The organism is Kangiella aquimarina DSM 16071 (genome assembly GCF_000374105.1).
Lineage (GTDB): Bacteria > Pseudomonadota > Gammaproteobacteria > Enterobacterales > Kangiellaceae > Kangiella > Kangiella aquimarina.
This window is the reverse complement of the sequence record NZ_KB893650.1, coordinates 1,342,524-1,366,929: the sequence shown is the minus strand read 5'-3', so window position 1 is coordinate 1,366,929 and position 24,406 is coordinate 1,342,524. Positions and strand designations below refer to the sequence as shown.

The 24,406-nt window shown below is 43.6% G+C and carries 26 protein-coding genes; 8 read left to right on the top strand and 18 right to left on the bottom strand.

Features of this window, described 5'->3' with window-relative positions:
* Nucleotides 1-11 precede the first annotated feature (11 nt).
* The 4 genes from leuB to leuC are packed head-to-tail and all read right to left on the bottom strand — an operon-like array spanning nt 12 to nt 3,594.
* Nucleotides 12-1,088 carry a 3-isopropylmalate dehydrogenase gene (gene leuB / locus B158_RS0106610; protein ID WP_018624576.1) on the bottom strand — a complete coding sequence of 359 codons (1,077 nt, stop codon included), beginning with the start codon at nt 1,086-1,088 and terminating at the stop codon, nt 12-14.
* 13 nt (nt 1,089-1,101) lie between these two features.
* Entirely contained in the window at nt 1,102-1,509 is a 408-nt protein-coding gene (locus B158_RS0106605) for a hypothetical protein (RefSeq protein ID WP_018624575.1), read from the bottom strand.
* A gap of 10 nt (nt 1,510-1,519) precedes the next feature.
* A complete protein-coding gene (gene leuD / locus B158_RS0106600; protein ID WP_018624574.1) occupies nt 1,520-2,161 on the bottom strand; it encodes a 3-isopropylmalate dehydratase small subunit in 642 nt (213 codons plus the stop codon).
* Nucleotides 2,161-3,594 (bottom strand): 3-isopropylmalate dehydratase large subunit, encoded by a 1,434-nt coding sequence (leuC, locus tag B158_RS0106595; protein WP_018624573.1) that lies wholly within the window; start codon nt 3,592-3,594, stop codon nt 2,161-2,163. The genes leuD and leuC overlap by 1 nt, the downstream gene beginning before the upstream one ends.
* 201 nt (nt 3,595-3,795) lie before the next feature.
* On the opposite strand from leuC, the gene B158_RS0106590 reads away from it, so the two are divergent.
* Nucleotides 3,796-4,662, top strand: a complete 867-nt coding sequence (locus tag B158_RS0106590; protein WP_018624572.1) for a LysR family transcriptional regulator — start codon at nt 3,796-3,798, stop codon at nt 4,660-4,662.
* A gap of 30 nt (nt 4,663-4,692) precedes the next feature.
* The gene (locus B158_RS0106585) at nt 4,693-5,139 is read left to right on the top strand and encodes an SRPBCC family protein (protein WP_018624571.1); all 447 of its coding nucleotides are present in this window, start codon (nt 4,693-4,695) and stop codon (nt 5,137-5,139) included.
* A gap of 550 nt (nt 5,140-5,689) precedes the next feature.
* On the opposite strand, the gene B158_RS0106580 is transcribed toward B158_RS0106585, so the two are convergent.
* Complete coding sequence (locus B158_RS0106580) at nt 5,690-5,893, bottom strand: DUF3185 family protein (protein ID WP_018624570.1); 204 nt, start codon at nt 5,891-5,893, stop codon at nt 5,690-5,692.
* Nucleotides 5,894-5,965: 72 nt separating this feature from the next.
* Nucleotides 5,966-7,234 (bottom strand): dipeptidase, encoded by a 1,269-nt coding sequence (locus B158_RS0106575; protein WP_018624569.1) that lies wholly within the window; start codon nt 7,232-7,234, stop codon nt 5,966-5,968.
* 85 nt (nt 7,235-7,319) lie between these two features.
* On the opposite strand from B158_RS0106575, the gene B158_RS0106570 reads away from it, so the two are divergent.
* From B158_RS0106570 to pdxH, 3 genes are all read left to right on the top strand, one after another.
* Nucleotides 7,320-7,568, top strand: coding sequence for a DUF3820 family protein (locus tag B158_RS0106570; protein ID WP_018624568.1), 249 nt, complete (start codon nt 7,320-7,322; stop codon nt 7,566-7,568).
* A 62-nt stretch (nt 7,569-7,630) separates the two neighbouring features.
* Complete coding sequence (locus B158_RS0106565) at nt 7,631-8,986, top strand: DEAD/DEAH box helicase (protein WP_018624567.1); 1,356 nt, start codon at nt 7,631-7,633, stop codon at nt 8,984-8,986.
* A gap of 41 nt (nt 8,987-9,027) precedes the next feature.
* Nucleotides 9,028-9,663, top strand: a complete 636-nt coding sequence (gene pdxH / locus B158_RS0106560) for a pyridoxamine 5'-phosphate oxidase (RefSeq protein ID WP_018624566.1) — start codon at nt 9,028-9,030, stop codon at nt 9,661-9,663.
* A gap of 88 nt (nt 9,664-9,751) precedes the next feature.
* Here the strand turns inward: pdxH and B158_RS0106555 are convergent, their stop codons facing one another.
* The 3 genes from B158_RS0106555 to B158_RS0106545 form a co-directional block, all read right to left on the bottom strand.
* Nucleotides 9,752-9,961 carry a cold-shock protein gene (locus B158_RS0106555; protein WP_012800902.1) on the bottom strand — a complete coding sequence of 70 codons (210 nt, stop codon included), beginning with the start codon at nt 9,959-9,961 and terminating at the stop codon, nt 9,752-9,754.
* Nucleotides 9,962-10,209: 248 nt separating this feature from the next.
* Nucleotides 10,210-10,446, bottom strand: a complete 237-nt coding sequence (locus B158_RS0106550; protein WP_018624565.1) for a hypothetical protein — start codon at nt 10,444-10,446, stop codon at nt 10,210-10,212.
* Entirely contained in the window at nt 10,443-11,528 is a 1,086-nt protein-coding gene (locus B158_RS0106545) for a 4-phosphoerythronate dehydrogenase (RefSeq protein WP_018624564.1), read from the bottom strand. The genes B158_RS0106550 and B158_RS0106545 overlap by 4 nt, the downstream gene beginning before the upstream one ends.
* A gap of 97 nt (nt 11,529-11,625) precedes the next feature.
* Here B158_RS0106545 and folE point away from each other — a divergent pair, with 97 nt between their 5' ends.
* Nucleotides 11,626-12,183, top strand: a complete 558-nt coding sequence (gene folE / locus B158_RS0106540; protein ID WP_018624563.1) for a GTP cyclohydrolase I FolE — start codon at nt 11,626-11,628, stop codon at nt 12,181-12,183.
* A gap of 9 nt (nt 12,184-12,192) precedes the next feature.
* The gene (gene mnmD / locus B158_RS0106535; RefSeq protein ID WP_018624562.1) at nt 12,193-14,085 is read left to right on the top strand and encodes a tRNA (5-methylaminomethyl-2-thiouridine)(34)-methyltransferase MnmD; all 1,893 of its coding nucleotides are present in this window, start codon (nt 12,193-12,195) and stop codon (nt 14,083-14,085) included.
* 75 nt (nt 14,086-14,160) lie between these two features.
* Here the strand turns inward: mnmD and B158_RS0106530 are convergent, their stop codons facing one another.
* Nucleotides 14,161-14,958 (bottom strand): putative porin, encoded by a 798-nt coding sequence (locus B158_RS0106530; protein ID WP_018624561.1) that lies wholly within the window; start codon nt 14,956-14,958, stop codon nt 14,161-14,163.
* A 300-nt stretch (nt 14,959-15,258) separates the two neighbouring features.
* Between B158_RS0106530 and B158_RS0106525 the strand changes: the two genes are divergently transcribed.
* Nucleotides 15,259-16,308, top strand: coding sequence for a hypothetical protein (locus tag B158_RS0106525; RefSeq protein WP_018624560.1), 1,050 nt, complete (start codon nt 15,259-15,261; stop codon nt 16,306-16,308).
* A 77-nt stretch (nt 16,309-16,385) separates the two neighbouring features.
* Here B158_RS0106525 and B158_RS0106520 read toward each other — a convergent pair whose 3' ends face one another.
* The 8 genes from B158_RS0106520 to B158_RS0106485 form a co-directional block, all read right to left on the bottom strand.
* Nucleotides 16,386-17,258, bottom strand: coding sequence for a pirin family protein (locus tag B158_RS0106520; RefSeq protein WP_018624559.1), 873 nt, complete (start codon nt 17,256-17,258; stop codon nt 16,386-16,388).
* 93 nt (nt 17,259-17,351) lie between these two features.
* Nucleotides 17,352-18,068 (bottom strand): ABC transporter permease, encoded by a 717-nt coding sequence (locus tag B158_RS0106515; RefSeq protein ID WP_018624558.1) that lies wholly within the window; start codon nt 18,066-18,068, stop codon nt 17,352-17,354.
* Between the two features lie 2 nt (nt 18,069-18,070).
* Nucleotides 18,071-19,960, bottom strand: coding sequence for a monovalent cation:proton antiporter-2 (CPA2) family protein (locus B158_RS0106510; RefSeq protein ID WP_018624557.1), 1,890 nt, complete (start codon nt 19,958-19,960; stop codon nt 18,071-18,073).
* A complete protein-coding gene (locus tag B158_RS0106505) occupies nt 19,960-20,523 on the bottom strand; it encodes an NAD(P)H-dependent oxidoreductase (protein ID WP_018624556.1) in 564 nt (187 codons plus the stop codon). The genes B158_RS0106510 and B158_RS0106505 overlap by 1 nt, the downstream gene beginning before the upstream one ends.
* Before the next feature lie 460 nt (nt 20,524-20,983).
* On the bottom strand, nt 20,984-22,105 hold the full coding sequence (locus B158_RS0106500) for an ATP-NAD kinase family protein (protein ID WP_018624555.1): 1,122 nt from the start codon (nt 22,103-22,105) through the stop codon (nt 20,984-20,986).
* A complete protein-coding gene (locus B158_RS0106495) occupies nt 22,093-22,638 on the bottom strand; it encodes an elongation factor P hydroxylase (RefSeq protein ID WP_018624554.1) in 546 nt (181 codons plus the stop codon). The genes B158_RS0106500 and B158_RS0106495 overlap by 13 nt, the downstream gene beginning before the upstream one ends.
* A gap of 13 nt (nt 22,639-22,651) precedes the next feature.
* Entirely contained in the window at nt 22,652-23,566 is a 915-nt protein-coding gene (gene prmB, locus B158_RS0106490) for a 50S ribosomal protein L3 N(5)-glutamine methyltransferase (RefSeq protein WP_018624553.1), read from the bottom strand.
* Nucleotides 23,563-24,348: a lysophospholipid acyltransferase family protein gene (locus B158_RS0106485; RefSeq protein ID WP_018624552.1), complete on the bottom strand. Its 786-nt coding sequence runs from the start codon at nt 24,346-24,348 to the stop codon at nt 23,563-23,565. The genes prmB and B158_RS0106485 overlap by 4 nt, the downstream gene beginning before the upstream one ends.
* Nucleotides 24,349-24,406 lie beyond the last annotated feature (58 nt).

Here is a 24,406-nt window from a genome sequence, read left to right as displayed (position 1 = left end):
TTTAGTGACCCTTATTTCAGAGCAGCCAATACTGCATCGCCCATTTCACTGGTCGATACCAGTTTCATGCCGTCAGTATAAATGTCACCGGTGCGGTAACCTTGATCCAGGACAGTAGAAACGGCATTTTCAATTTTGTCTGCCAAAGCTTCTTCACCGAAGCTGTGACGCAACATCATCGAAACCGAAAGGATAGTCGCTAGTGGATTAGCTTTATTCTGACCAGCGATATCAGGTGCACTGCCATGAATAGGCTCATACATACCCTTACCGTTTGCATCCAGACTGGCCGATGGCAACATACCTATTGAGCCGGTTAGCATAGCGGCACAATCAGACAAAATATCACCAAACATATTGCCAGTAACCATCACATCAAACTGCTTAGGTGCGCGAACGAGTTGCATTGCAGCGTTATCCACATACATATGCGTTAACTCAACGTCAGGATACTCTTTACCAACACGAGTCATCACTTCGCGCCACAGTTCAGTCACTTCAAGCACATTGGCTTTATCCACTGAACATAAACGCTTACCGCGTAGCATGGCTGCACGGAATGCAACATGTGCAATACGCTCAATTTCACTCTCACTATAGATGTAAGTATTAAAACCTTCGCGCTCACCATTGTTGTTTGTACGAATACCACGTGGTTGACCGAAATAGATACCACCGGTTAACTCACGAACGATCAATACATCCAGACCAGAAACCAACTCAGGCTTTAAGCTTGATGCGCTAGCCAACTGTGGATACAAAATTGCAGGGCGTAAATTACCAAACAATTTTAGTTCTGAACGTAGTTTTAATAGCGCTTTTTCAGGGCGAACTGCAATTTCGTATTGTTCCCACTTAGGACCACCCACTGCACCAAGCAATACAGAGTCTGCCTGACGCGCTTGCTCTAGAACTTCATCAGTTAAAGGCACTCCATGCTCATCGAAAGATGAACCGCCCACCAACGCAGACTCATAAGCCATATCCAAACCATGATCAGCAATCAACGCGTCCAATACACGTGTCGCCTGACCCACAATCTCCGGACCAATACCATCGCCCGGTAATACCAAAATTTTCTTAGTCATAATTCAACTCAATTTAATTGTTTGTACTGTATTCAATTGCTGTGAAGAAGGGAGCCTTATCACCTATATATGAAAATTGTCGCTTCATTTCATTGGCAAAACATGCAACGAAGGCATTCTCAGGTTGGTGCCATAATTGACTCACTGCACCCGATGCTTCAAGACTCACAACTACCGTAAATTTCTCTGCAAAATTACCTGTTTTATTAATACAGACAGGGATAGCCTTTCCTAAAAACTCACCTTGAGCCATAAATAATCGATACTCGTCTTCCTGCGCAAGTTCCGACTCCATCTGATGTGCTTTACCTAAGGCCTCATTAAAGCTCAAACCTGATGGTTGAGCTGACACAAGGCTTATCCATAAAAGACTTATCCAAGCAATACTTATTCGAGAAACAAAGCCTAAAGTCCCTTTCATGCTGATTCCTTTAGTTATTAAAAAGCCATGGAGCGCGCTTCTTACGTTCCTCTTCATAAGCAGTAATCGCCGCTTCCTGTTGTAGGGTGATACCAATATCATCCAGGCCATTCAACAAGCTATGCTTACGATCTGGCTCAACATCAAAATTAATCACTTCACCATTCGGGCGCGTGATAGTTTGCTGTTCAAGGTTGATATCTAACTTATAACCTTCATTTGCTTCGGTTTCTTTGAACAGCAAATCAACCGTATCATGGTCTAAAATAATCGGTAAGATACCGTTTTTGAAGCAGTTATTGAAGAAAATATCAGCAAAACTCGGTGCAATTACCGCCTTAATGCCATAATCCTCTAAAGCCCAGGGAGCATGCTCACGGCTCGAACCGCAACCGAAGTTTTCGCGAGCCAACAATACTGATGCCCCTTTATAGCGCGGGAAGTTCAGAACAAAGTCTGGGTTTACTGGGCGCTTGGAGTTATCCATACCCGGCTCACCATGATCAAGATAACGCCATTCATCGAATAAGTTTGGACCAAAACCGCTACGTTTAATCGACTTCAAGAACTGCTTTGGAATAATCGCATCAGTATCCACATTGGCACGGTCTAATGGCACCGCTAAACCTGTATGCTGAGTAAAAGCTTCCATTAGTGTGCACCTCCAGTAATCGGTTGTAATTCTAATTCACGAACATCCGTGAAGTGACCATAGACTGCTGCGGCCGCTGCCATTCCTGGACTCACCAGGTGTGTACGTCCACCTTGGCCTTGACGACCTTCGAAGTTACGGTTTGAAGTTGAAGCACAATGTTCACCCGGCTCTAAGCGATCGGCATTCATGGCCAGACACATCGAGCAACCAGGCTCACGCCATTGGAAACCTGCTTCAATAAAGATTTTATCCAGACCTTCAGCTTCAGCCTGTTGTTTTACCAGACCAGAACCTGGAACCACCATCGCCAACTTGACGCTAGCAGCGACTTTACGACCTTTGGCAACTGCTGCTGCCTCACGCAAATCTTCAATGCGTGAATTGGTACAAGAGCCAATAAAGACTTTGTCGACCGGGATTTGAGTAATCGGCATGTCCGCTTTTAAGTCCATATACTTAAGCGCTCGCTCGATACCTTCTTTCTTGACGGCGTTTGATTCATTAGCTGGATTAGGAATGGTACCGGTCACTGGCTTAACCATCTCTGGTGACGTGCCCCAGGTGACTTGAGGGATAATGTCTTCAGCTTTTAGCTCAACCACTTTATCGAATTGCGCATCGCTATCACTTTTAAGCTCTCGCCAGGCTTTAACGGCCATATCCCAATGCTCACCTTTTGGTGCAAATGGACGGCCTTTGACGTATTCAACAGTCTTATCATCGACAGCTACCAGACCAATACGCGCACCCGCTTCAATAGCCATATTACAGATGGTCATACGACCTTCCATTGATAAGTCTTCAATTGCGCTACCAGCAAACTCCATCGCGTGGCCATTACCGCCGGCAGTACCAATTTCGCCGATCACTGCTAGAACGATATCTTTAGCGGTTACGCCAACACCAAGCTTACCGTCAACTTTGATAAGCATGTTCTTCATTTTCTTCTGACGTAAGCACTGTGTTGCCAAAACATGCTCTACTTCTGATGTACCTACACCAAATGCCATGGCTCCGAAAGCACCATGAGTTGCGGTATGAGAGTCACCACAAACCATGGTGATACCAGGCAAAGTGTAGCCCTGCTCAGGACCAATTACATGCACAATACCCTGGCGAATATCATCCATTTTAAATTCAGTAACACCGTACTCATCACAGTTGTCATCAAGCGTCTGCACCTGAATACGTGAAATCGGATCTTCAATACCCTTTGTTCTATCGGTAGTCGGTACATTGTGATCAGGAGTCGCTAAGTTCGCGTCGATACGACGTGGCTTACGGCCAGCCAGCTTGAGGCCTTCAAAAGCCTGTGGCGAAGTGACTTCATGGAGAAGTTGACGGTCGATATAGATCAGCGCTGAGCCGTCATCATTTTGCGCGACAAGATGGTCATCCCATAACTTGTCATAAAGGGTTTTACCAGCCATTTGGCACCTCTATTGTTTAAAAAAAGAGTATATAAAAAGAGTTAATGTCTGCTTGCCAGATTGCCCACTATCGGCTTTATTGCACAAATACAGGCATAAGAGTGTCCTGACAGCAACAACTGTCACTTGAGCATCATAGAACTTCGCCTATAATAACTCAAATTCATTATTTTCATTAAATCGATAACTTGCAGGAATGACATGGATACCGACTTACTGCGTACCTTTTTAAGTGTTGCGAGTATTGGCTCTTTTACCCTTGCTGCTAAAAAGCTGCAATTGACCCAACCTGCTTTGAGCAAACGCATCAAAAGACTGGAAGCTATAGTCGGTACCAATCTGTTTGACCGAGTTGGAAATCATGTGATTGAAACCGAGGCCGGACGCCTGTTACGCCAACAGGCTCCTGCTATTCTTGGTGGCATTGACAACACACTTCAGGAAATCCGGGATTTGACCGGTAAAGTCAGTGGCCAGCTGCATATAGGAACCAGCCACTATATTGGTCTGCACCTGCTTCCCAATTATCTTGAGCATTATATCGATACCTACCCGGAAGTGGATCTCAATATTGACTTCATTGACTCAGAACTGGCTTATGAGCGTGTATTGACAGGCGATCTCGAATTGGCGCTTTTAACCTTCCCCAATCAGGCGGACCCAAGACTCAATCATCAGCTGATCTGGCAAGAAGCCCTGCAAATGGTCTGCCATAAAGATTATGAGCTGCTTAATCATGACAACCCCACCAGCCAGCTCAGCAGTTATCCTTGCATTCTACCGCCCGCCCACACCTTTCCAAGAGAATTGTTTGAGCAACAATTGGATGCCTTAGGGGTACACCTTGGTAAAGTAAAAACGGCCAATTACCTGGAAGTCATCGCCAAATTAGTGGCCTGCAAAATGGGCTGGACCCTACTCCCGGAGCGGCTGGTCAGTGAACCCTTAACGGTAATCAGCAAAGAAAGAAACCTCTCGGTTCGTAGCATGGGCATCATTTACCGCACCAATAAAACGCTCTCCAATGCAGCGCAGGCACTAGTAGATTTATTACACCAGCCGCAGTAATCTAGTGAGCAAACACTTGAGGGAATACCTATGAAAATAACAACTTTAATTATTCTTTTATTGTCAGCCTTGATGGCCAAAGCCGAAGTGAGCGAACTATCAGAACAACATTTTATTGTATCCATCAAAACGACATTAACGACTCCAAAGGATCAAGCCTATCAACAGTTCCTACAAATCGGCGATTGGTGGCAAGATAGTCACACCTGGTTTGGCGATGCTTCAGCCATGACAATCGAACCGCAAGCCGGCGGATGCTTCTGCGAGAGGAATGGCAACAAGCAAGCACTGCATATGACCATTGCACAGGTAAATCCAGGAATTAGTGTTCAAATGATTGGGGGCTTAGGTCCACTTCAGTCATTAGCAGTCAATGGACACATGCTGTGGAAATTCGAGTCAACTGAAGATGGCAACACCATACTCACTCTGACCTACCGCGTTACAGGTTTTGTTAATCAGAACACCGAAGACTAGTCAAAAGCGGTCAATGCAGTTTTGCAGCAGCAGATGGACAATTTAACCGAAAAACTGAACAAAATTAAATAGGAAGAATTAGGTTTTATCGCGCTAGAACTTAATACACAAAGAAGTAGAAATCATAGATAAAAATACTAAAGGCTAGCGCTGAATACCCCATTAAAAGTTAGCCTGAGCAGGCAAAATCATAGTGTAAATTGGGCATGGAAAGCCCAATTTAGCAAATTCGAAACAGGGAAGTTTCGTTTTGCGGCACGTAAAGTGATTTTAACTGCGAAGGGAAGCGCGAAGCGCCTAACTTTTAGGGCGAGTTTTTTGGTTCGTTTTTTGCTCGTCCAAAAAATGAACGTTGTAAACACCTAATCTAAGTCGTTAGTGTGATGGGTTACGACTAAGTCTAACCCATCCTATGACTAAGTAGCGAAAAATAGCTACTGGAATAACTTTAAAAAGAAATGGATCCCCGCTTTCGCGGGGATGACAACTATTTAACTAAATTTAGCAGCCTAAGTTAACGTTATAACCCCAGGCACCCTAAATTATTAACTTACTTCTTACCAAACACTAATTGTAATAAACCAACCAAGGCAAGAATACCGCCACCAATCATTAGCCAGGTAGCCTTATCAGAGAAAGAGCCAGTCCAAGCTTCACGGATCTGCTCTTCAGCACCTTGAGTCATATTGTAGCCCCAGAAAAATAAAGCAATGCCGGCGACTAAAACGACTATTGAAATAATTTTATTGTTCATTGTTTTCCCCTTTTGTGTTGATAAACTGTGTTTTTTCAATATTCATCATAATGAAACTAATTAACTAAGCAATTATTGTTGTTGGGCGTGGTTCTCAACCTGGGTCCATACGCGCAGTAAATTGCCGGATAAAATCTTAGCAATCTCTTCTTCGCTATAGCCTCGAACCAATAATCCTTCTATTAAATTCGGATAAGTAGCAACGTCTTTAAGACCTGTTGGCAGACTGTCGCCAACGCCATCATAATCTGATCCAATACCAACATAATCAACACCGACCAATTTTATAACGTGGTCGAAGTGATCCAGAACTATTTCAAGATCGGCAAATTCAAATGGTTTTTCTGCGCGGTATTGCTTAGTAAATTCCATAACACTTTCATGCTCTGCAGTAACGCCATTTTCTTCCATAAATTGTTGGCGGGCTTCTTTATAAGCATCATAGTTATCTCGAGAAGCTTGCGAAACGAAGGTAGAGCCAAAGTTAATGAAAATAACACCGCCGTTATCTGCAAGTGCTTTTATCATCTCATCACTCATATTGCGCTCAAAACCAGGCGTAAAATGGCGCGCAGATGAGTGACTGGCAATGACTGGCACTTCTGATACCTCAAGCACGTCATGGAAGGCTTTATCCGACAAATGAGACACATCAACCATCATGCCAAGACGGTTCATTTCTTTGACTACTTCACGGCCAAATTCGCTCAAGCCATCATTCGGACGGGCCTCATCATAAGAAGAATCTGATAAATGATTGCTCAGTGAATGAGCCAAGGTAATATAGCGAATGCCTCGCTCAAAGAAATACTCAACGTTGCCTAAATCGCCTTCTAAGGGAGAGCCATTTTCCATACCCATCGGTAATGAAATTAACCCCTGTCTAAAGTTACGCAATAAGTCACCTGGCGACATAGCCAGAGCAAATTTATCCGGCGAATCAGCAACCATTTTTTCGACCATATCGATCAGTTGTTCAGCCTGCTCTTTACTACCACCCTTCTCTTCAAGATCAGCAGGGGTATAAATCGACATAAATGGTGCATCTAATCCGCCTTTAACAGCACGCGGATAGTCAAAATCACCACCTTCTGTTGCCATGCTGACATCATCGTACTTTTCCAGTAATCGATGAGGTACATCAATGTGAGTATCGGCAATGATGTATTTTTTACTGATTGCTTCTGCTTTAACGCCATAATCAACAGGCTTTTCGGCAACTTTTACCTCTGCAACAACTTCAGTGTTTACCGGCTGCTCAGTGGATTCTTCCTGCTGGCAAGCTGTCAAAGCACTCAACGAAATAGCAACGACTAATGTACTCAGAAATGTCTTTTTCATGGGTTCTCTCTGTATCTTTGCTTGACTTTAAAACTTTATAGCATCATAAACACTCGTATTGAGATTGCAATCTACAGAGTGATAAATGCCCCATCCTGAACAGCCACAAAAGCCCCAGCAAGAGCTTATCGATGCCATCAACCAAGTCATGCCCTTTGGTAAATATCAGGGAAGACGCCTGCTTGAGTTACCAGAGCCCTATCTGGTCTGGTTTCATAAAGAAGGATTCCCAAACAATAGGCTAGGTCGTCAATTGGCGCTGATTTATGAGGTCAAACTTAATGGGCTTGAAGGGATGCTAAAGCCCTTGCTGAGAGCAAAACAGGCCAAATAATTACCACTATTAATTGGAATCAGTGTTAAAATGGCGCCAGTTATTTTCAACCGGTTATTCAAGTGTCTGAGACATCTATTTTCCAGAGCCTTCATTCTGGCCTTCAAAAAGCGTTAGAAAAATTACAGCTTCCTACTCCAACTGAAGTTCAACAGCAGTCTATCCAACCAATATTGGATGGAAAGGATGTTATGGTCAGCGCCGAAACTGGCTCAGGTAAAACTGCGGCATTCCTGCTTCCGATCATTCATAAATTATTAGAAAAACCATCACGTCACACCAGTACTCGAGTCCTTATTCTCGCTCCGACGAGAGAGCTGGCGCGCCAAATCAATAAGCATGCGAAAGATTTAACACAATTTACCCCAATTAAAACCGGGCTGATAATCGGTGGTGCGGAGTATAAATATCAGCAATCAATTTTCCGTGACAACCCAGAAATCATCATCGCAACACCGGGACGCATGCTCGAGCATTGTGAAAAGGAAAGCGCCGATTTGAATGATCTGGAATATCTGGTGATTGATGAAGCGGATAAGATGTTCGAAATGGGCTTCACCGATGACGTGCAGGCTATTGCCGGTTACTGCAATTCAGAAAGGCAGACGCTACTCTTCTCAGCAACTCTTAAAACCAAAGGTATCAGGCATTTAACTGATTACCTGATGGATGAACCTGAAGCCATTGTTCTAAACACCTTTGAAGCTAAAAACGATGCAATTGAACAATTTATTATCACCGCAGATGATTTAAACCACAAAGAAAAGCTCACCCAATGGTTACTGGCCAATGAAGAATATCGTAAGGCTATTGTCTTCTGTAATACCAAAGAACAGGTTGATCGTCTGGGTGGGTTGATCCGCTATCATAAAATTGCCGCCGGAACGCTGCACGGCGATATTTCGCAAAGTGTTCGTAACCACGTTATGACGCAATTTAGAGATAGTAAGATAAAAGTTTTGATTGCATCCGATGTCGCTGCACGCGGTATTGATGTCAAAGACATTGATCTGGTTATCAACTTCGATATGGCTCACAACGCCGAAGATTATATCCACCGTATCGGTCGTACAGCACGAGCCGGTGAGACGGGTACAGCAATATCGTTAATCAGCCATCGAGAATGGAACCTAATGGTGACTATTGAAAAAGCTATCAGTGGCAAGTTTCAGTTAAGAACCATTAAAGAGCTTCAAGGAAAATACAAGGGTCCAAAGAAACTCAAGGCCAGCGGCAAAGCGGCTGGTAGTAAAAAGAAGAAAGATGGCGCTAAAAAATTAACAGCTCGTGAGAAAAAACGACTGGAAAAGAAACAAGGTAAAAAATCAGCAGCTCCGGCCCAATCCAATAAACCGAAAAAGAAATTCGGTGCTGTCCTGGTTGATACTGGCGAAGCACCTATGAAGAAAAAGTCCTGAGCGACTTATTAGATTGACTAGGTAGAGTTACGGAAAGAGTTATGGCAATAGATGATTTACGTCGTGAATACCTTCTAACCAAGCTCCATCGCTCGGACTTGGCGAATAACCCTATTGAGCAGTTTCAACTGTGGTTGCAGCAAGCAATTGACTTTGATTTGAATGACCCTACAGCAATGGTTTTAAGTACAGTTGATAAGGATCACTGTCCAAGCCAACGTATAGTTCTACTCAAAGATGTTAGCGATAAAGGATTTGTCTTTTATACCAACAGCCAAAGCAACAAGGCGCAACAGATTGCAGATAACCCGAATGTTTGTCTGCACTTCCCGTGGCATAAAATGGAGCGCCAGGTCTCTATCAAAGGCACTGCAGAAAAACTGGGCATAAAAGAAACCTTAGCTTACTTTACTAAGAGACCACGCGAAAGTCAGATTGCGGCATGGGCTTCGCAGCAAAGCCGTCCTATCAAGAGTCGCGATCTATTAGTACAACAGTTTGAGAAGATGAAAGCTCGTTTTGCTAAGGGTGAAGTGCCATTACCTGATTTCTGGAGTGGTTATCGGGTCAAACCAAAGAGCATTGAATTTTGGCAAGGTGGCGCACATCGATTACATGATCGCTTTGTCTACACGGCAACTGAAGATGGCTGGAATATTGAACGCTTGATGCCTTAAACTTTTATTCACTTTTAAGTCAGGCATAAAAAAAGCAAGCACTTGGTGCTTGCTTTTCGTATTACGATTTAATACTTAGTTTTAAGTATTAAAGAGCAGTAATATTTTCAGCTTGTGGGCCTTTCTGGCCGTCAGTCAAGGTAAACTCAACTTGTTGACCTTCTGCCAAAGTTTTGAATCCAGAGCTAGCGATAGCGCTGAAATGAGCAAAAACGTCTGGACCGTTTTCTTGCTCGATAAAACCAAAACCTTTAGCTTCGTTGAACCATTTAACGGTTCCTTTAACTGTTTTAGACATAATAAATATCCTGTAATTTAAATTGGGTATTTTACCCAGATATAATGGTGCCTTCATGAGGCATGAATAGCGTGAAATACTGGCTGAGAATTTTGAAACTACAGAACGGAGTACTACGAATAAAACTGCGATTTGGAGTGTATAAATACTTAGGTCATTCTTTCTAGCTGTGGCCAGCTTATAGTAGTTTCAATTATTGTCAACATATATCGTTCATATATTGCTTTTATTTTAAACAGTACAAAATCTCAACTTCTATAAATATCGATCAGCAAGACAATAAAGCCCCCTATCATGCTGATTAACCCAGCAATTACGATAAACAGAGCAACCAAGCCGGCAAAAACTTGAAAACCGCCTTCAGGCAAATAAGCAGAGCCCCACAGTAGCGGAAGGCCGATAAATAGCGACATGGCAAAACTTAAACTTATGATTTTCCAGCCACGGGGCATTCGGCTAGTGATGATGTATTCTATTGGATTCACATTAACTCCAGAAACTCTAGTCGCTGAGGGTAGTTTTTCCGCAGGTTATCAAACTCTTCACTAATAGTCGCCCCACTTTGCCTCAATACTTGTGCCAGCTTCTGACGCATCCGTTGATCATCACTTTTAATGTCATAAAAACGGCGCAAATTTTGATGCAGAAAGCCTGTATCCGAACGTAACTCAGCTGATGCGTTCCACTTGGGAGCTTCAGGCAACAAATCCTTTAATACAAATTCCTGCTCAATTCCCTGCCACTTGCAAACAGCCTGATACAATTGGTAGGTGCCGCGAATTTTTCCTTCCTGCGAATAGCCAGCGATGTGAGGCGTAGCAATCAAAGACTGATTTAAAAGCTCAATATTTAAATTTGGCTCGTTTTCCCAGACATCGAGAACAAAATCAATATCCTGACCAGCTTGTTTACAGTACAGTGCCGCAGTGTTATCCAGTACAGCTCCACGAGAACTGTTAATTAACAAGCTGCCAGGGGGCATTTGAGAAAGAAATTGCTGATTAATTAAATGATGAGTTGCATGCTGCCCTTGCATAGTCAGAGGAACATGACAGGTTACAACATCGCATTGCTGAATATTCTGTAAAGAAACAAACTGACGAGAGTCGCCCTGCTCATGCAGTGGCGGATCATTCAAACAATACTCTATCCCCAATAGCTCCAAAACCTGAGTTACTCTGGAACCAACGTTACCCGCACCAATAATACCAACCTTGCACTTTCTCAGGTCCTTGTGTGCGTAATCGGCCCAATAGCCTATTGCAGCTAGAACATATTCAGCTACAGCTTGTGCATTGCATCCGGGGGCATAGGCAAATTTTATGCCTTGTTCTGATAAGTAAGCCTGATCAATATGATCGGTGCCAATTGTTGCACTACCGACAAACTTTACCTTAGTGTCTTGAAGCAGACCAGAATTAACCTGAGTAACGGAACGTACCAATAAAACATCAGCATCCAACAAATAGTCCCTGTTTATTTTTCGTCCAGCCTCAGAAACTACCGAGGAAAATGAACCAAACAGCTCTTGAACCAACGGCATATTTTCATCAGCAACAATTTTCATTTTTAGCTACAGGCTCTTCACACAAAACTCATAATTATTTGGGTATTGTAGCGATATCTATTAGAATTACGACTGAAACGACCGCAGAGTAAGATAAATGTCCGATAAATTAGAAAACTTATACCGCGAAATCCTGGTAGAGATTGGCGAAGATATATCCCGAAATGGTATTTTAGATACCCCCAAAAGAGCCGCGAAAGCGATGAAATTCCTGACTCATGGTTATGAGCAGGACCTCAACGAAGTTGTCAATGGGGCTATATTTGATTCCGACAATGACGCCATGGTCATTGTTAAAGATATCGAACTGTATTCCATGTGCGAGCACCACATTCTACCTTTCATAGGCAAGGTTCATGTTGGCTATTTACCAACTGGTAAAGTGATAGGATTATCCAAAATTGCCAGAATCGTTGACATGTTTGCGCGTCGCCTGCAGATTCAGGAAAATCTAACCAAGCAGATTGCACATGCCGTTCAGGATGTCACAGGGGCAGCTGGCGTTGGCGTTATCGTTGAAGCTAAACACATGTGCATGATGATGCGTGGTGTGGAAAAGCAGAACTCTGTTATGACCAGCTCAACCATGCTGGGTCAGTTCCGCTCCTCACAAAACACGCGCAACGAATTCCTGACCTTAATTGAGAAACGTTAATCCCTGACAATGCATAATGCATTTTTAGGCGTTGAGCCCGCAAATATCGAATGGCGACCAGCCAAAATTCGAGAGGGCTCAACCGAATCCCCTCCTCTGGTTCCATACTCAAAACAATTCAACGATATATATTTCGATAGCCGTGATGGTAAAGCAGAAACGGATTATGTCTTCCTTGATGGCAATAAATTGCCAGAGCGTTTCGCAGCATTGACTGAAGGAAGCTTTACCATTGTTGAAACCGGGTTTGGCACAGGGCTTAATTTGTTACGTACCTGTGAACTATGGCGGAACACTCAGAAAGGCTCGAAAGCTGTACTTAACTTTATCAGCATAGAGCAGTATCCAATTTCTCCAGATGATTTGCAGAAAATGTATCTGGCACTTGGTGTTGAATCAGAGTTTACCGAAGAGCTGTTAGCACAATACCCTCCTGCAATGCCTGGGGTCTATACCATTGAACTTCCCTGCCGAATCATGTTGAGATTAATACTCTGCCCCATCGATAAGGCGCTTAAGGAATTTGCGGCGGGTTCAGAGTTTAAAGTAGATGCCTGGTATCTTGATGGTTTCGCACCCAGTAAAAACCCGCAGATGTGGTCAAAAGGTCTGCTTCATTTTATGGCATTACATGCAGTAAACAACGGTGAACGGCAAACCACTTTTGCTACTTTTACTGCGGCTTCCATGGTTCGTAAGCAACTGCGTCATTATGGGTTTGAGGTTGCTAAGCAAAAAGGCTTTGGCTTTAAGCGTGAGATGCTGGTAGGTAGTTTCCAGGAAAAGACTATTTCAAGTCCGCATCCAACGCTCGCCGATAGTTACTTCAACCGCGAAACTCCAAAGCAGGCTAAAGTCGCGATTATTGGGGCAGGTCTGGCTGGCTGTGCCACAGCTCATAGTTTGCATCAGCGAGGTATTGAGGCTCACCTGTTTGAAAGTGGCGATTGTTTAGCCAGCGGCGCCTCTAAGATGCCAGCATTATTGGCGACCCCCAATATCTCACTGGATCACAACGCTTTTAGCCAGTTGACCTTTTTAGGCTTGTCCCATCTTGAGCGTTTTATATATCGCCAGCAAAAGACTGGTAACCAATTGAGTTTCAGCAAGAGATGTTTACAACTGGGCAGTGAAAAATATTCTGAATATCAGCTCGAACAATATGTAGGAACCTATCATCAGCGCTACTGGAGTCCAGATTTACTTCAGTGGAGCAAGACCCGGATCGAGAGTCAGGAACATAAGGGACTTTTAATGCCCGGTATTTTAGTAAACGGTTCTCAGTTCTGTGAAGCGCTAGTAGCATCAATCCCTAAACAGCAAATACATCTCAATCATGACGTTAAATCGCTTGAAGAGTTAAATGAGTTTGACCATATCGTTCTGGCAACTGGCCATGGCAATCTGTTGCATAAACTGGCTGATGATGAACCGAGCTTATCTCCCTTAAGAGGACAGCTCACCGAGCTGCAACAGAGCCCAAAGCAACGACTGGGGTTAGAGTACCCTATCAATTACGATGGCCACTTGTTTGAGTATGAAAATAAATTAATAGTTGGTGCGACCTTTGACATGAGTCTCGATCAAGCAATCAACTTGCAAGATAGAGTGAAGAATATTGAGCAGGCTAACGAGCGATTTGGGCTACAGTTAAAGCAAAAAGACTGTACGGACTGGGTAGGAATTCGTGCTACTACATACGACCGCTTTCCTTACTGCGGCCCCCTCAAAGATAGAACCGATGTATCACCAGTGATCTGGACCAATTACGGTATGGGTACTCGAGGTCTTTGCCTTTCAATACTTTGCGGCGAGATCATTGCCAGTGCCATCAATAATGAAGTGATTTCTCTTCCTAAATACCTTCTGCAAAGAATCAGCCCTCAGCGTACTCAAAAATAAAAAAAAGCCGTGAAAAAAATTCACGGCTCCTATGACTAACAGACTCGAAAATGAGTCGTGCTAAACAAGCGTCAATTAAAACTGAGCTTTCAAACCAATAGTGTAAGTTTCAGTTTCAATGATATCGTCCTGTGATGCAAACTCAGCGTAAACAGCAATGTTTTCGTTGAAGAAATGCTGTGCACCAATTTCATACAAGTCGTCTTCAGCCAAAGTAGCAAATACTGAAGTTGCTTTAGTGAAATAGTAGCTAGAACCAACAGACCAAGTGTTGTCACCGTCAAAATCAGTGAAAGACACATTTGCAGTCAAGTAACGGTCATTACCCAAGTGCGTAAAGTACTTAGAAGACAATGTCACGTAGTCAGTATTGTCGTCAGTTGCCAAAGTGAAACCGATGTAATCAGTGTCATTGATTTGGTGGTTGTAGGCAGCAGAAATGTTATAAACTGTATCAACACCATCAGCATCTACCGCATCAACACGAACTAAAAAGTCATCATTAAACAAGTAACCTAAAGTGAATAGGCTAGCATCGTTATCAAATTTATCTTCTGAGTAACCAGCACCAACCAGGAAGTTCTCAACAAATAACTCACCACCGATAGCAGCAGTATAGTATTCGCCAGTTTCAACATTTAAGTAGTTAGCATTAACATTACTAACTTTGTTGATATATTCGAATTCGTTGTAAGGACCTAGCGCTTCTTTATTGTCGAAGAAGTAAGTACCAGACAAGCCAGCAGCATGATAAGTGATGCCACCAATCTCAACTTTGCTCCAGTTAACATCAGAAAGAATCGTGTACTCTTCTGCTTGAGCTGAAACCGCTGAAGAAAGAAGGACCGCTGCAGTAATTAATTTAATTTTCACTTTGTTAGTCTCCGTGTGTTTATAAAGTGCGGCGCGGATTCTAATGCATGATTTTCAAGGGGTCAATCAAAATCAGGGAAGTTATATCTTTTTGTTATTTATAGAGTTTTTAGAGATATTTCCATAAAAAAACATAATGTATATCGTTAATAAAACTAACTCAAATTTAATAGATTTATTGGCTTATAATTCCCAATCAGTTATGCGCTACTTATCAATTTAGAGATATTTAATTAACACTCTTTTGAGATTCTCGTCTAATTTTGTCATGATGCCTAATCGACAATAAAGGAGAGAGTCATGATTTTTGGAAACCGCCTAAAAGTGCTACTTGCATCAGGAATAACGCTACTGATTGCCACAAGTTGTAGCGATGATCAAACTGATACCACAGTGCAACGCACTACACAGATGTCAAACCAAGTTGAACAAGAGTCGCAGAGCAAACCTCAAAATCTGCCTGCAAATATTGAACTGTCCGACTTACCAGATAGCATCAATCTTGATCCCTGCCAACTACTCACTAAAGAAGAATTAGCGACTATCGGACTACCTACTGATCAGTATCATTCTCAATACGGTTCATCAAGACAAATCCCAAACCATAGCCCCATCACTCCCTTCATTGCCTGCAAATGGCGTTCAGTTGACGAAGGAACACCTGTGGGATGGATTCAAATACAGCACATTGAGGGCGATGTAACCGCTCAAGATGAGGAGCGATTTGGTCTTGGAGAGGTTTCCTGGAAAGGAACTTTTAGTGGCAGAGACCAGTTAATAATAAAGACTGGGAATCGATTGCTCATGATCACAACACAAATTCCATATAATGATCGCACAGAAATGGAGTCCAACATATGGATTGCTGAGAAAGTGCTATCTCGACTAGAGCAAGTCTCTGAAAACACACAACCCAAAGCGGCAAGTGCTGACATGGTGGGAGGTCCATCACTTGATCTTTGTGCAGCTAGCCAACCGGCCAAACCTTACCATTTACTGCAAGGTGATACAGCCTGGGCAATTCCCCGATTCGATATCAACCACACCCCATCAATGAAAGACCGCCCTCAAGCAGATGGGGTCGCTTGCACATATGGCAGCAATCGTCGGGGTTACGTAATAGTGACATATTTAGGCAAAGATGGTGTTAAGCGCTGGGACAGTCATTACGAAAAAAATGGTACTCAAGACACTCTTGAGCAATACGATGTCTTTAGAGAGAGAAAACGACTTTATATCCCACTTGAGCAGGGTGCTCTTATGGTTGAAGCACAAAGCATTCGACTTCCCGATGAAGAAATCACTGCAAAGTTTAATGAAATAGCTTTAGAAGTTTTAAGTAAGCTTTAAGTAATAACAGGTGTTATTAATAACAGTGTAAGCATAAAAAATGCCTGCTTTCTGCAGGCATTTTTTTGTGATAATAATTATTCAATTCGCCCCATCTTTCCGCTTTGAAAATCTAGAATTGCCTGTTTTATCTCCTGAGGCGAATTCATGACAAAAGGACCATGCCTGACGACAGGCTCTTTAATTGGTTCACCTGCCAGCAACAAAAACTCAACATGGCTCTCAGCATCAGCATCAAGAGAAAACTTTACTGCATCACCATCATGTAGAATGATCATTTCTCCATCATCCACCTTCAGACCATCAATTCTCAACCCGCTACCATGAAATACATATAGCATGGCATTAAGGCCTGACTTAACCTCTTGGGTGTAAGAGCTACCAGGATTGATGATCCAATGCTGGAAAGTAATCGGAATATGAGTATCAATGACTGCCTTTTTACCCATGGCTTCACCAGCAATAATTTTTACTGATACACGGCCATCCTCTGTTGTCACAGTAGGAATCGACTCGTCAGGAATTTCCTGATATCGAGGGGGATCCATTTTATGCTTGGCAGGAAGGTTGACCCAGATTTGAAAGCCATGCACACGACCACCTTTTTCCATGATCAAGCTTGAAGGCATCTCAGAATGAACAACACCGCTACCGGCAGTCATCCACTGTACATCTCCGGGTGCAATACGCCCACTATGCCCTGCTGAATCTTTATGCTCAAAAACACCATCCAGCATGTAGGTGACAGTTTCAAAACCACGATGAGGATGATCGGGTGCACCCACGGCTTCGCCAGGACCATATTCAGCAGGCCCCATTTCATCAATTAATAAGAATGGATCGACAATCCTGTCAGGGATTTGTCCGGGGAATGGACGTCGAACTTTAAAGCCGCCACCTTCCATGAGTTCCACGGCTCGCACTTTCATTAAAATGCCGCGTAAATTCATAAGGTCTCCAAATCAGAGTATTACACAATCTATTATCAATATTACTTGTGAATATCATGTCACAAGTAGATTTAACTCAAACCTAATAACCACCTAATCCTGATGAGTAATAAGCCGAGCTTTGAGTCTTAAGCTTAAATATATTGCTACCGAGAATGCTGCTGAGCACAAAATTGCAGCCATAATGACAATTTGATAACGCACCGCCAATAGAGGAGAAACTCCGGATAAAATTTGTCCAGTCATCATGCCCGGCAATGCCACCAGACCTACTGCAAGCAAACTGTTTATTTGCGGGATCATTGCAGTATTAAATGCCTTGTTTCGTGCCAACTCTTGAGTTTGAGAGATTAGCAGTTCACTGTCTAAACGTTCTCCTGCCAGGCTCAAACTATTCATAGTATTGGCTAGCAACATTCCAGCTAAAGGAATCACATATCGTGGCTGATACCATGGTTCTAAATGTAGCACAGCAACAATTATCAGAGCGAGAACCGATCCACATCCAAACAACAAAGCAGTCGCTAACTGCATGAAATGTTGACTGTTTTTATACTTTAACGGACGCATTGCTATCCAGCCGGAAACTAAAAGCATAAAAGACATTACAGCCAGGCCAAGTAGCCAATTTTCACTGGTGAATAGATAGACTAGTACAAAACCAATCGCGATTAATTGCACCACCATTCTTACAGTAGCGATGACTAAGTCAGATAGCCCAATAGACCAACGATAAAAAATGATCCCAACCAGAGCCACTGGCAAAAGAACGTAAAACAGTTCCAGATAACCAATATCAGGCAAAGTCAAAGTCAGCTTTCCTCACTTTTTTTGGTTTCTTCGGCACCTTCTTCGGATGTCCAGTCCGCCATCCAGGGTTGTCGCTGTTCTACTTTATTAGCCTCCTGATCTGCACGTAATACAGTCTCTAATAACTCTGCTTTTTCAGCGGCTTCAAGAATGTATTGCTTATCATCTCCCCAGATGTCAGACAGTTCTTCAAGATGCTTATTGTCATAATGCAAGAAAGTTTTTGCTGCACGATGGGCCTGGTAATGCCTGAAACCTAGCGCACTTAACGCCTCCTGTCCAAGCAGCAAGGCTGAGCCTAAAGTCTCCCTCACCACAAAGTCTGCGCCAGCTTTTCTAAGCTCATGGGCTTCGCGACGACCTTTTGCCCTGGCTAGTACTTTTAGCTGCGGGAAATGTTCCTTACACAACCTGGTGACCTTTAAACACTTATCCTGATTATCTACCGCAATAATCATTAGCTTTGCAGTTTCTGCGCCTGCAGCTTTGAGAATTTCTACGTTAGTAACATCACCATAAAATGCCTTAGTACCGAACTTTTTCACCAGCTCTATCTGCATGACGTCATACTCTAACAAAGTTGTATTAAAACCTTGTGATCTAAGCAGGCGTGAGACAACCTGCCCGAAGCGACCATAACCGGCGACAATAACGGGCGTTTCTCCATCATCTATTTCATCGAAGTCGCGATGCTCGATGTCTTTTTTCAGGCGCGGCTGTAATACTCGCTCGGCAAAAATAATCAATAATGGCGTGAGCAACATGCTCAGGGTAACTACCACCGTCAGAATAGAAATGGTGTTTTGATCGAGCACACCATTCTGTGCAGCATAGGTAGACAGTACGAATGCGAACTCACCACCCTGTGCCAATGAGAAGGTAAAGATCAGGTTTTCCAGAAGCGGCATTTTAAACTGTGCAGCCAATACGCCTAATACGACAATTTTCACAACAAGTAACAGAACCAGCAAACCGATAATAACGCCAGCATACTCAATGAGTACATCTAAATTGATACTTGCTCCAACCGTGATAAAGAACAGCCCCAGCAATAAACTCTTAAAGGTATCCAGCCCTACTTCCAGCTCATGCCGGTATTGACTCTCGGCTAATACAACTCCAGCCAAAAATGCTCCAAGTGCTGGAGATAAACCAACTTTCTGCATGACCAGAGTAATAGTGATTACCAATAGCAAGGAAGTTGCAATAAATATTTCTCTTAAACCAGTTCGAGCTATCCAGTTGAAAATTGGAGAAACCAGATAGCGGCCTACCAGAATAATGCCTATGACCGAGCCCAGAATGAGGAATGTTTGTTGCAAGCCTAATTCTTCGACATGACCAACGGATGTCGTTGCATCAACGTGCAACGTTGAAAGAAGCGGCATGATTGCAATCATAGGGATCACAATCACGTCTTGAAAAAGTAGAACTGAGAAGGCAGATTTTCCGCCATGTGTTCTGAGCAAGCCTTTTTCAGAAAGCGTCTGTAACACGATAGCGGTTGATGACAGCGCTAGCATCATTCCTATGGCCAGGGACATCTTCCAATGTAATCCAATTACTGAAACAGATATTGCAGTGATCAATAAGGTTGTCAATATTACCTGAAGCCCACCAAGTCCAAGAATCGGCACCCTCAGCTTCCAAAGTTTTTTAGGCTCCAGCTCAAGCCCAATCAGGAACAGCATCATGACCACCCCAAACTCGGCGAAGTGCATGACATCGCCCACATCATCACCCACCAAACCGAGCGCGAAAGGCCCAATAATAATTCCAGCACCTAAATAACCAAGCACAGAACCTAGTCCCATGCGTTTTGCCAGTGTCACTCCGATTACTGCAGCCAGCAAAAAGATAAATGTCTGGTATAAGGCGCCCTGCATTTCCATTACAAATTCTCCCCCGACAGTAGTGAATCATCATCCCTTAATGATCGGATCAACTGTGCATAACGGTGCGCTTCATCAGCCAACTCAGAATCTGACAAAGCCAGTGCATCAAAAAGTACAAAAGGCTTTAAATAGCGCATGCCACAAAATATTGCCGTTTGCTCGAAGGGCTTTAGCAGCTCTTCAACCGGGTAATGATTAAAGCCTGTTGAGCCGTAACTGCTTTCACTGCCACCAATAGTTACGGCATTCATCAGAGACTTACCAGACAACTGATACCCCCCATCACCATAGGCAAATCCATAATCAAGCACGACATCTTGCCACTCCTTGAGCAACGAAGGTGAGCTGTACCAGTAAAATGGATGTTGGAAAATGATTATCTGGTGTTCTTTAAGAAGACGTTGCTCTTCTTCAACATCAATGAAGAAGTCTGGATACTTTTCATAGAGGTCGTTAAATGTCACTCCCTCCAGTTCACGAATAGCAGAAACCATCGCCCGGTTAGCGACTGATTGTTCGTAAGCTGGATGAGCGAATAAGATTAACACCTTGTTTTGCATAGTTTTTCCTGAGGTTGCCAGAATTGGCGTACTATGCTCTGAGTCTACACAAGATTGAATAAAATATAAATTACAGCTAGATGTAATAGATAAAATAAAAGCGGCCGAAGCCGCTTTCAATTGTGAATCGTTTATAGATCCCCTGATTCCCTACCTTGGGTGGTATATCCGTATACTCGTTTCCATGTTCCTATATTCTTCCAGACTCGATTTGTAGATTGTGTAATCTCCCTGACTACGCGGGCTACTTTATCAAAGTTATCGCTTTGCACAACAAGTCAAAATTGAAATTTATTAAGGCAAGCTTACATTCAGAACTTCTAATGTCATTTAAAATCAATGAGTTAGCATTAAAACATGCATTCTTAAGGTTGTTTTACTCGGGGCTTTTCAGCGATTTCGCAGATGCTTGTAAGAGATCTCGCACAAAGATGTAGGGCAATCTCCCAAAAGACAAAATTTAGATCCTGCCTACAGGATATAAAACCGAGTCTTCGTAACCGGTAATCACTTTGATAGGTCCGGAAAACTCTTCATTCAAGGCTAGATCGTCACTATCGACGATTAGAGGCTTACCATTTAATTGCTGCAACTTGGTTTTGGTAGCAATGACAATCAAGTTATCCCGGCCCAGTTGACGTAAAACTTTGGCGCTTAACTGCTGATTACCGCGACCAATAATATGGCCCTGCCCGCCAATGATGGTTATCACAGCCTTGACCTTCTCGGGATGAGCTTCGAGAAGCTCCAGGATATGCTTTTCATAGACATCCGGCTGAACCAGCCTCTGCTGAAAAACATGATCAATGCCCAACAAAGTGTTTTCGAGGCCTAGCGAATCCATCACAGCGGCGCAGGTTGTGCCTGAACCGATCAGGTAATGGACATCATCCTCCATCTGCTCCACCACATAGTCAGCAATATCCTGCACGACTAGAGCTTCAACTTCCTTACCACCGGACTTGGTAGATTGAACATAGCGATGCTCAGCCGGAACCTGCATTTCACCATATTTTTTAGCCCGTACATTACCTTTGCGGAAAGCTTCTTCATCGATATCCATGACCGAGGTTTCGAGCAGACTAACCAGCTCATTATTGAGCATTTGCTCAATGACAAGCCCAGCAGCTTTTGGGGTTACCGCATAAACGCCGGAATGAATCTTCACACCAGCAGGAATGCCAAGCACGGGGAGCTCTTCGCCAACCGCTTCATAGATGTTCCTGGCAGTTCCATCGCCGCCAGCAAAGAGAAATAAGTTAGCTTTTTTAGCAACGATTTTATTCGCTGCTTCTATTGTATCCTGTGCTGTCGATGCTCCCTCGTAGGAATAAACGCACTCATAATTAAAGCCGAGTTCTTTCAGAAGGTTTTCGCCCATGTCACCTGAGGCGGTGAAAAAAGTTAGCTGGTCTTTATAAGGCTTCAAAATTTCCAAAGTAATGCGTGCACGATTCGCCGACTGACTGACCGCGCCACGGGCAAAGGCTTCTGCACGAATGGCTTCGCCGTCACTACCTTTAAGGCCAACTTTACCGCCTATTCCGGCGAATGGATTAACAATAAAACCTAAATGGAACATGATGAAATATCTGGAATTTGAATGGGTTGACCTTGTCGATAGTAACGACAAAGCATCTGAATCATTCGCAAAGCACGAGTTGGGAACCCGAGCTCAAAGTAATCGGTTAAGCTCGCGTAAACTTGCTCTCTGAAAGTCTCAGCATCACCGGTTGGGTTGTTAAGGTTATCCAGGCTCAGTCTAAAAGGCAAATTGGCCGCCAATGCAAAAGCCCATTCCAAAGCCTGTGGTTTCTGCTCAACTTGGAAAAACTCCTGCTGCTGTTGCGCGGTACGGCCGTCAGCAGCATACCAATAACCATAGTCATCAAGCTGGCGGCGCTTTTCGCCAGCAATACACCAGTGCGCACACTCATGCAGAGCACTGGCAAAATAGTCATAGGTTGAATAAATGATAGCGGGCTTACCTTCAACTGCAGCCTGATAGAAAGGTTCTTCAGCACCCGCTTGCAGACATGTATTGCAGTCAGCAAACTCTTGATTGAAGAGTGCAACCAGATCCTCAACTTTGTGAAAGTCTTGGCTATATATCATCTAATATTCAGAATTATGAAAAGTGCTCAACCAGCTGCTGGCGGGTTAACAGAAAGACTCCATCACCGCCTTTTTCAAACTCAAGCCAGGTAAATGGCACGTCTGGGAAAGCTTCTTCCAGAGCTGGCCAGCTGTTGCCAACCTCAACGATTAGACAGCCCTGTTCGGTTAGGTGCTCAGCAGCCTGCTCTAAAATACGGCGGGTGATATCCAGCCCATCCTCACCTGAGCCAAGACCGATTTCAGGCTCATGTTGATATTCAGCAGGCATATCGGATAAATCTTCAGAATCAACATAAGGAGGATTGGAAACAATCAAATCAAACTGTTCATCAGCCAGCGATTCAAATAGATCAGAAACGGCTGTCTGAGCTTTCGGATAAAGCCCCAGGCGCTCATTGTTAATGTCGGCAACGGTAATGGCATCCTCGGAAATGTCGGACAGAACTACTTCAGCATCCTCAATATAGGCTGCAATGGCTAACCCAATACAACCACTACCACAGCATAAATCGAGAATCCGAGGGTTATCTGCCTCGAGCCAGGGATAGAAATCATTTTCGATCAGTTCTGCGATAGGCGAGCGCGGTACCAGCACACGCTCATCAATATAAAACTCTAAACCGCAAAAATAGGCTTTATTGGTGATGTAAGCTAAAGGTTTACGATGTTCAACACGCTCAAAAATCGCATGCGAAAGGTGCTTCTTCTCGTCTGCCAAAATTTTGGCTGTTAACATACCCTGAGGATAATCCTGCGGCAGGTCCAGCATTTGCAGCACTATGGCTACAGCTTCATCCCAGGCATTATCGGTGCCATGGCCGAAGTACAAATCAGACTGGTGAAACTGCGTGGCAGCAAAGCGAATGAAGTCAGCAACGGTCTCTAAGGACTGCTCTGCTTCCTGATAAATAGGGCTTAACGTCATGAGTTTCTCTCTTCCAGCATCCTTTTCATCGAATTATATACCAAATCGGACAGCTCATGGCGATGTTCTACATCAAACTCACGACAATCGATGGCTTCACCGACCTTAACCATTACAGGTTGATGCAAACGCATTCTTAACCATTTCTTTTTCGGCAGGACTTTATAGATATCCTGCATAACCACCGGAATAATCAGCGCATTAGTGTCAATGGCTAGTCGTATGCCACCTTTTTTCAGCGGTATCAGCTCACCATTTCTAGAGCGAGTTCCTTCCGGGAACATCCAGATACGAATGCCACTTTCCATTTTCTCACGCGCAATTTTTAAATCTTCGATTGCCTGCTGACGATTTTGTCTATTAATGGAAAGAATTTCAGCGGCTTTCATGGCGCTGGAAAGTAACGGCACACTGAACAGTTCCTTTTTAGAAATCATGCGGATACTGCCCGGCAATGCGGTAAAGGCCAGTGGAATATCATAAGCGCTGGAATGATTGCACATGATGATAACTCGGCGCCCTTCTTCAACTTGAGCTTCCAGATCGCCCTCTACCTGCCAGTTGATGCGTGCAGCTCGAATCAGGCGACCTGACCAGTCAACCAGGATCTTGTCCACCTTGGTGCGCAAATTCTTTTTCGAGAAGAAAGCAAAATAGAGGGTTTTAAGACTGTATTTACCGGTTGCCGCAATTGAGTATGTGATTACCCATAGGGCACGCAGGAAACCAGCTGGTCTTGGCTGTTTATCAGTTTGAGGTGCTGTTTGAGTTGTAGAATTCAAGGTGCTAGCTGGTCAATCAACAATGAAGTGGCAATGCTAGCCACTTTTTAACCGAACT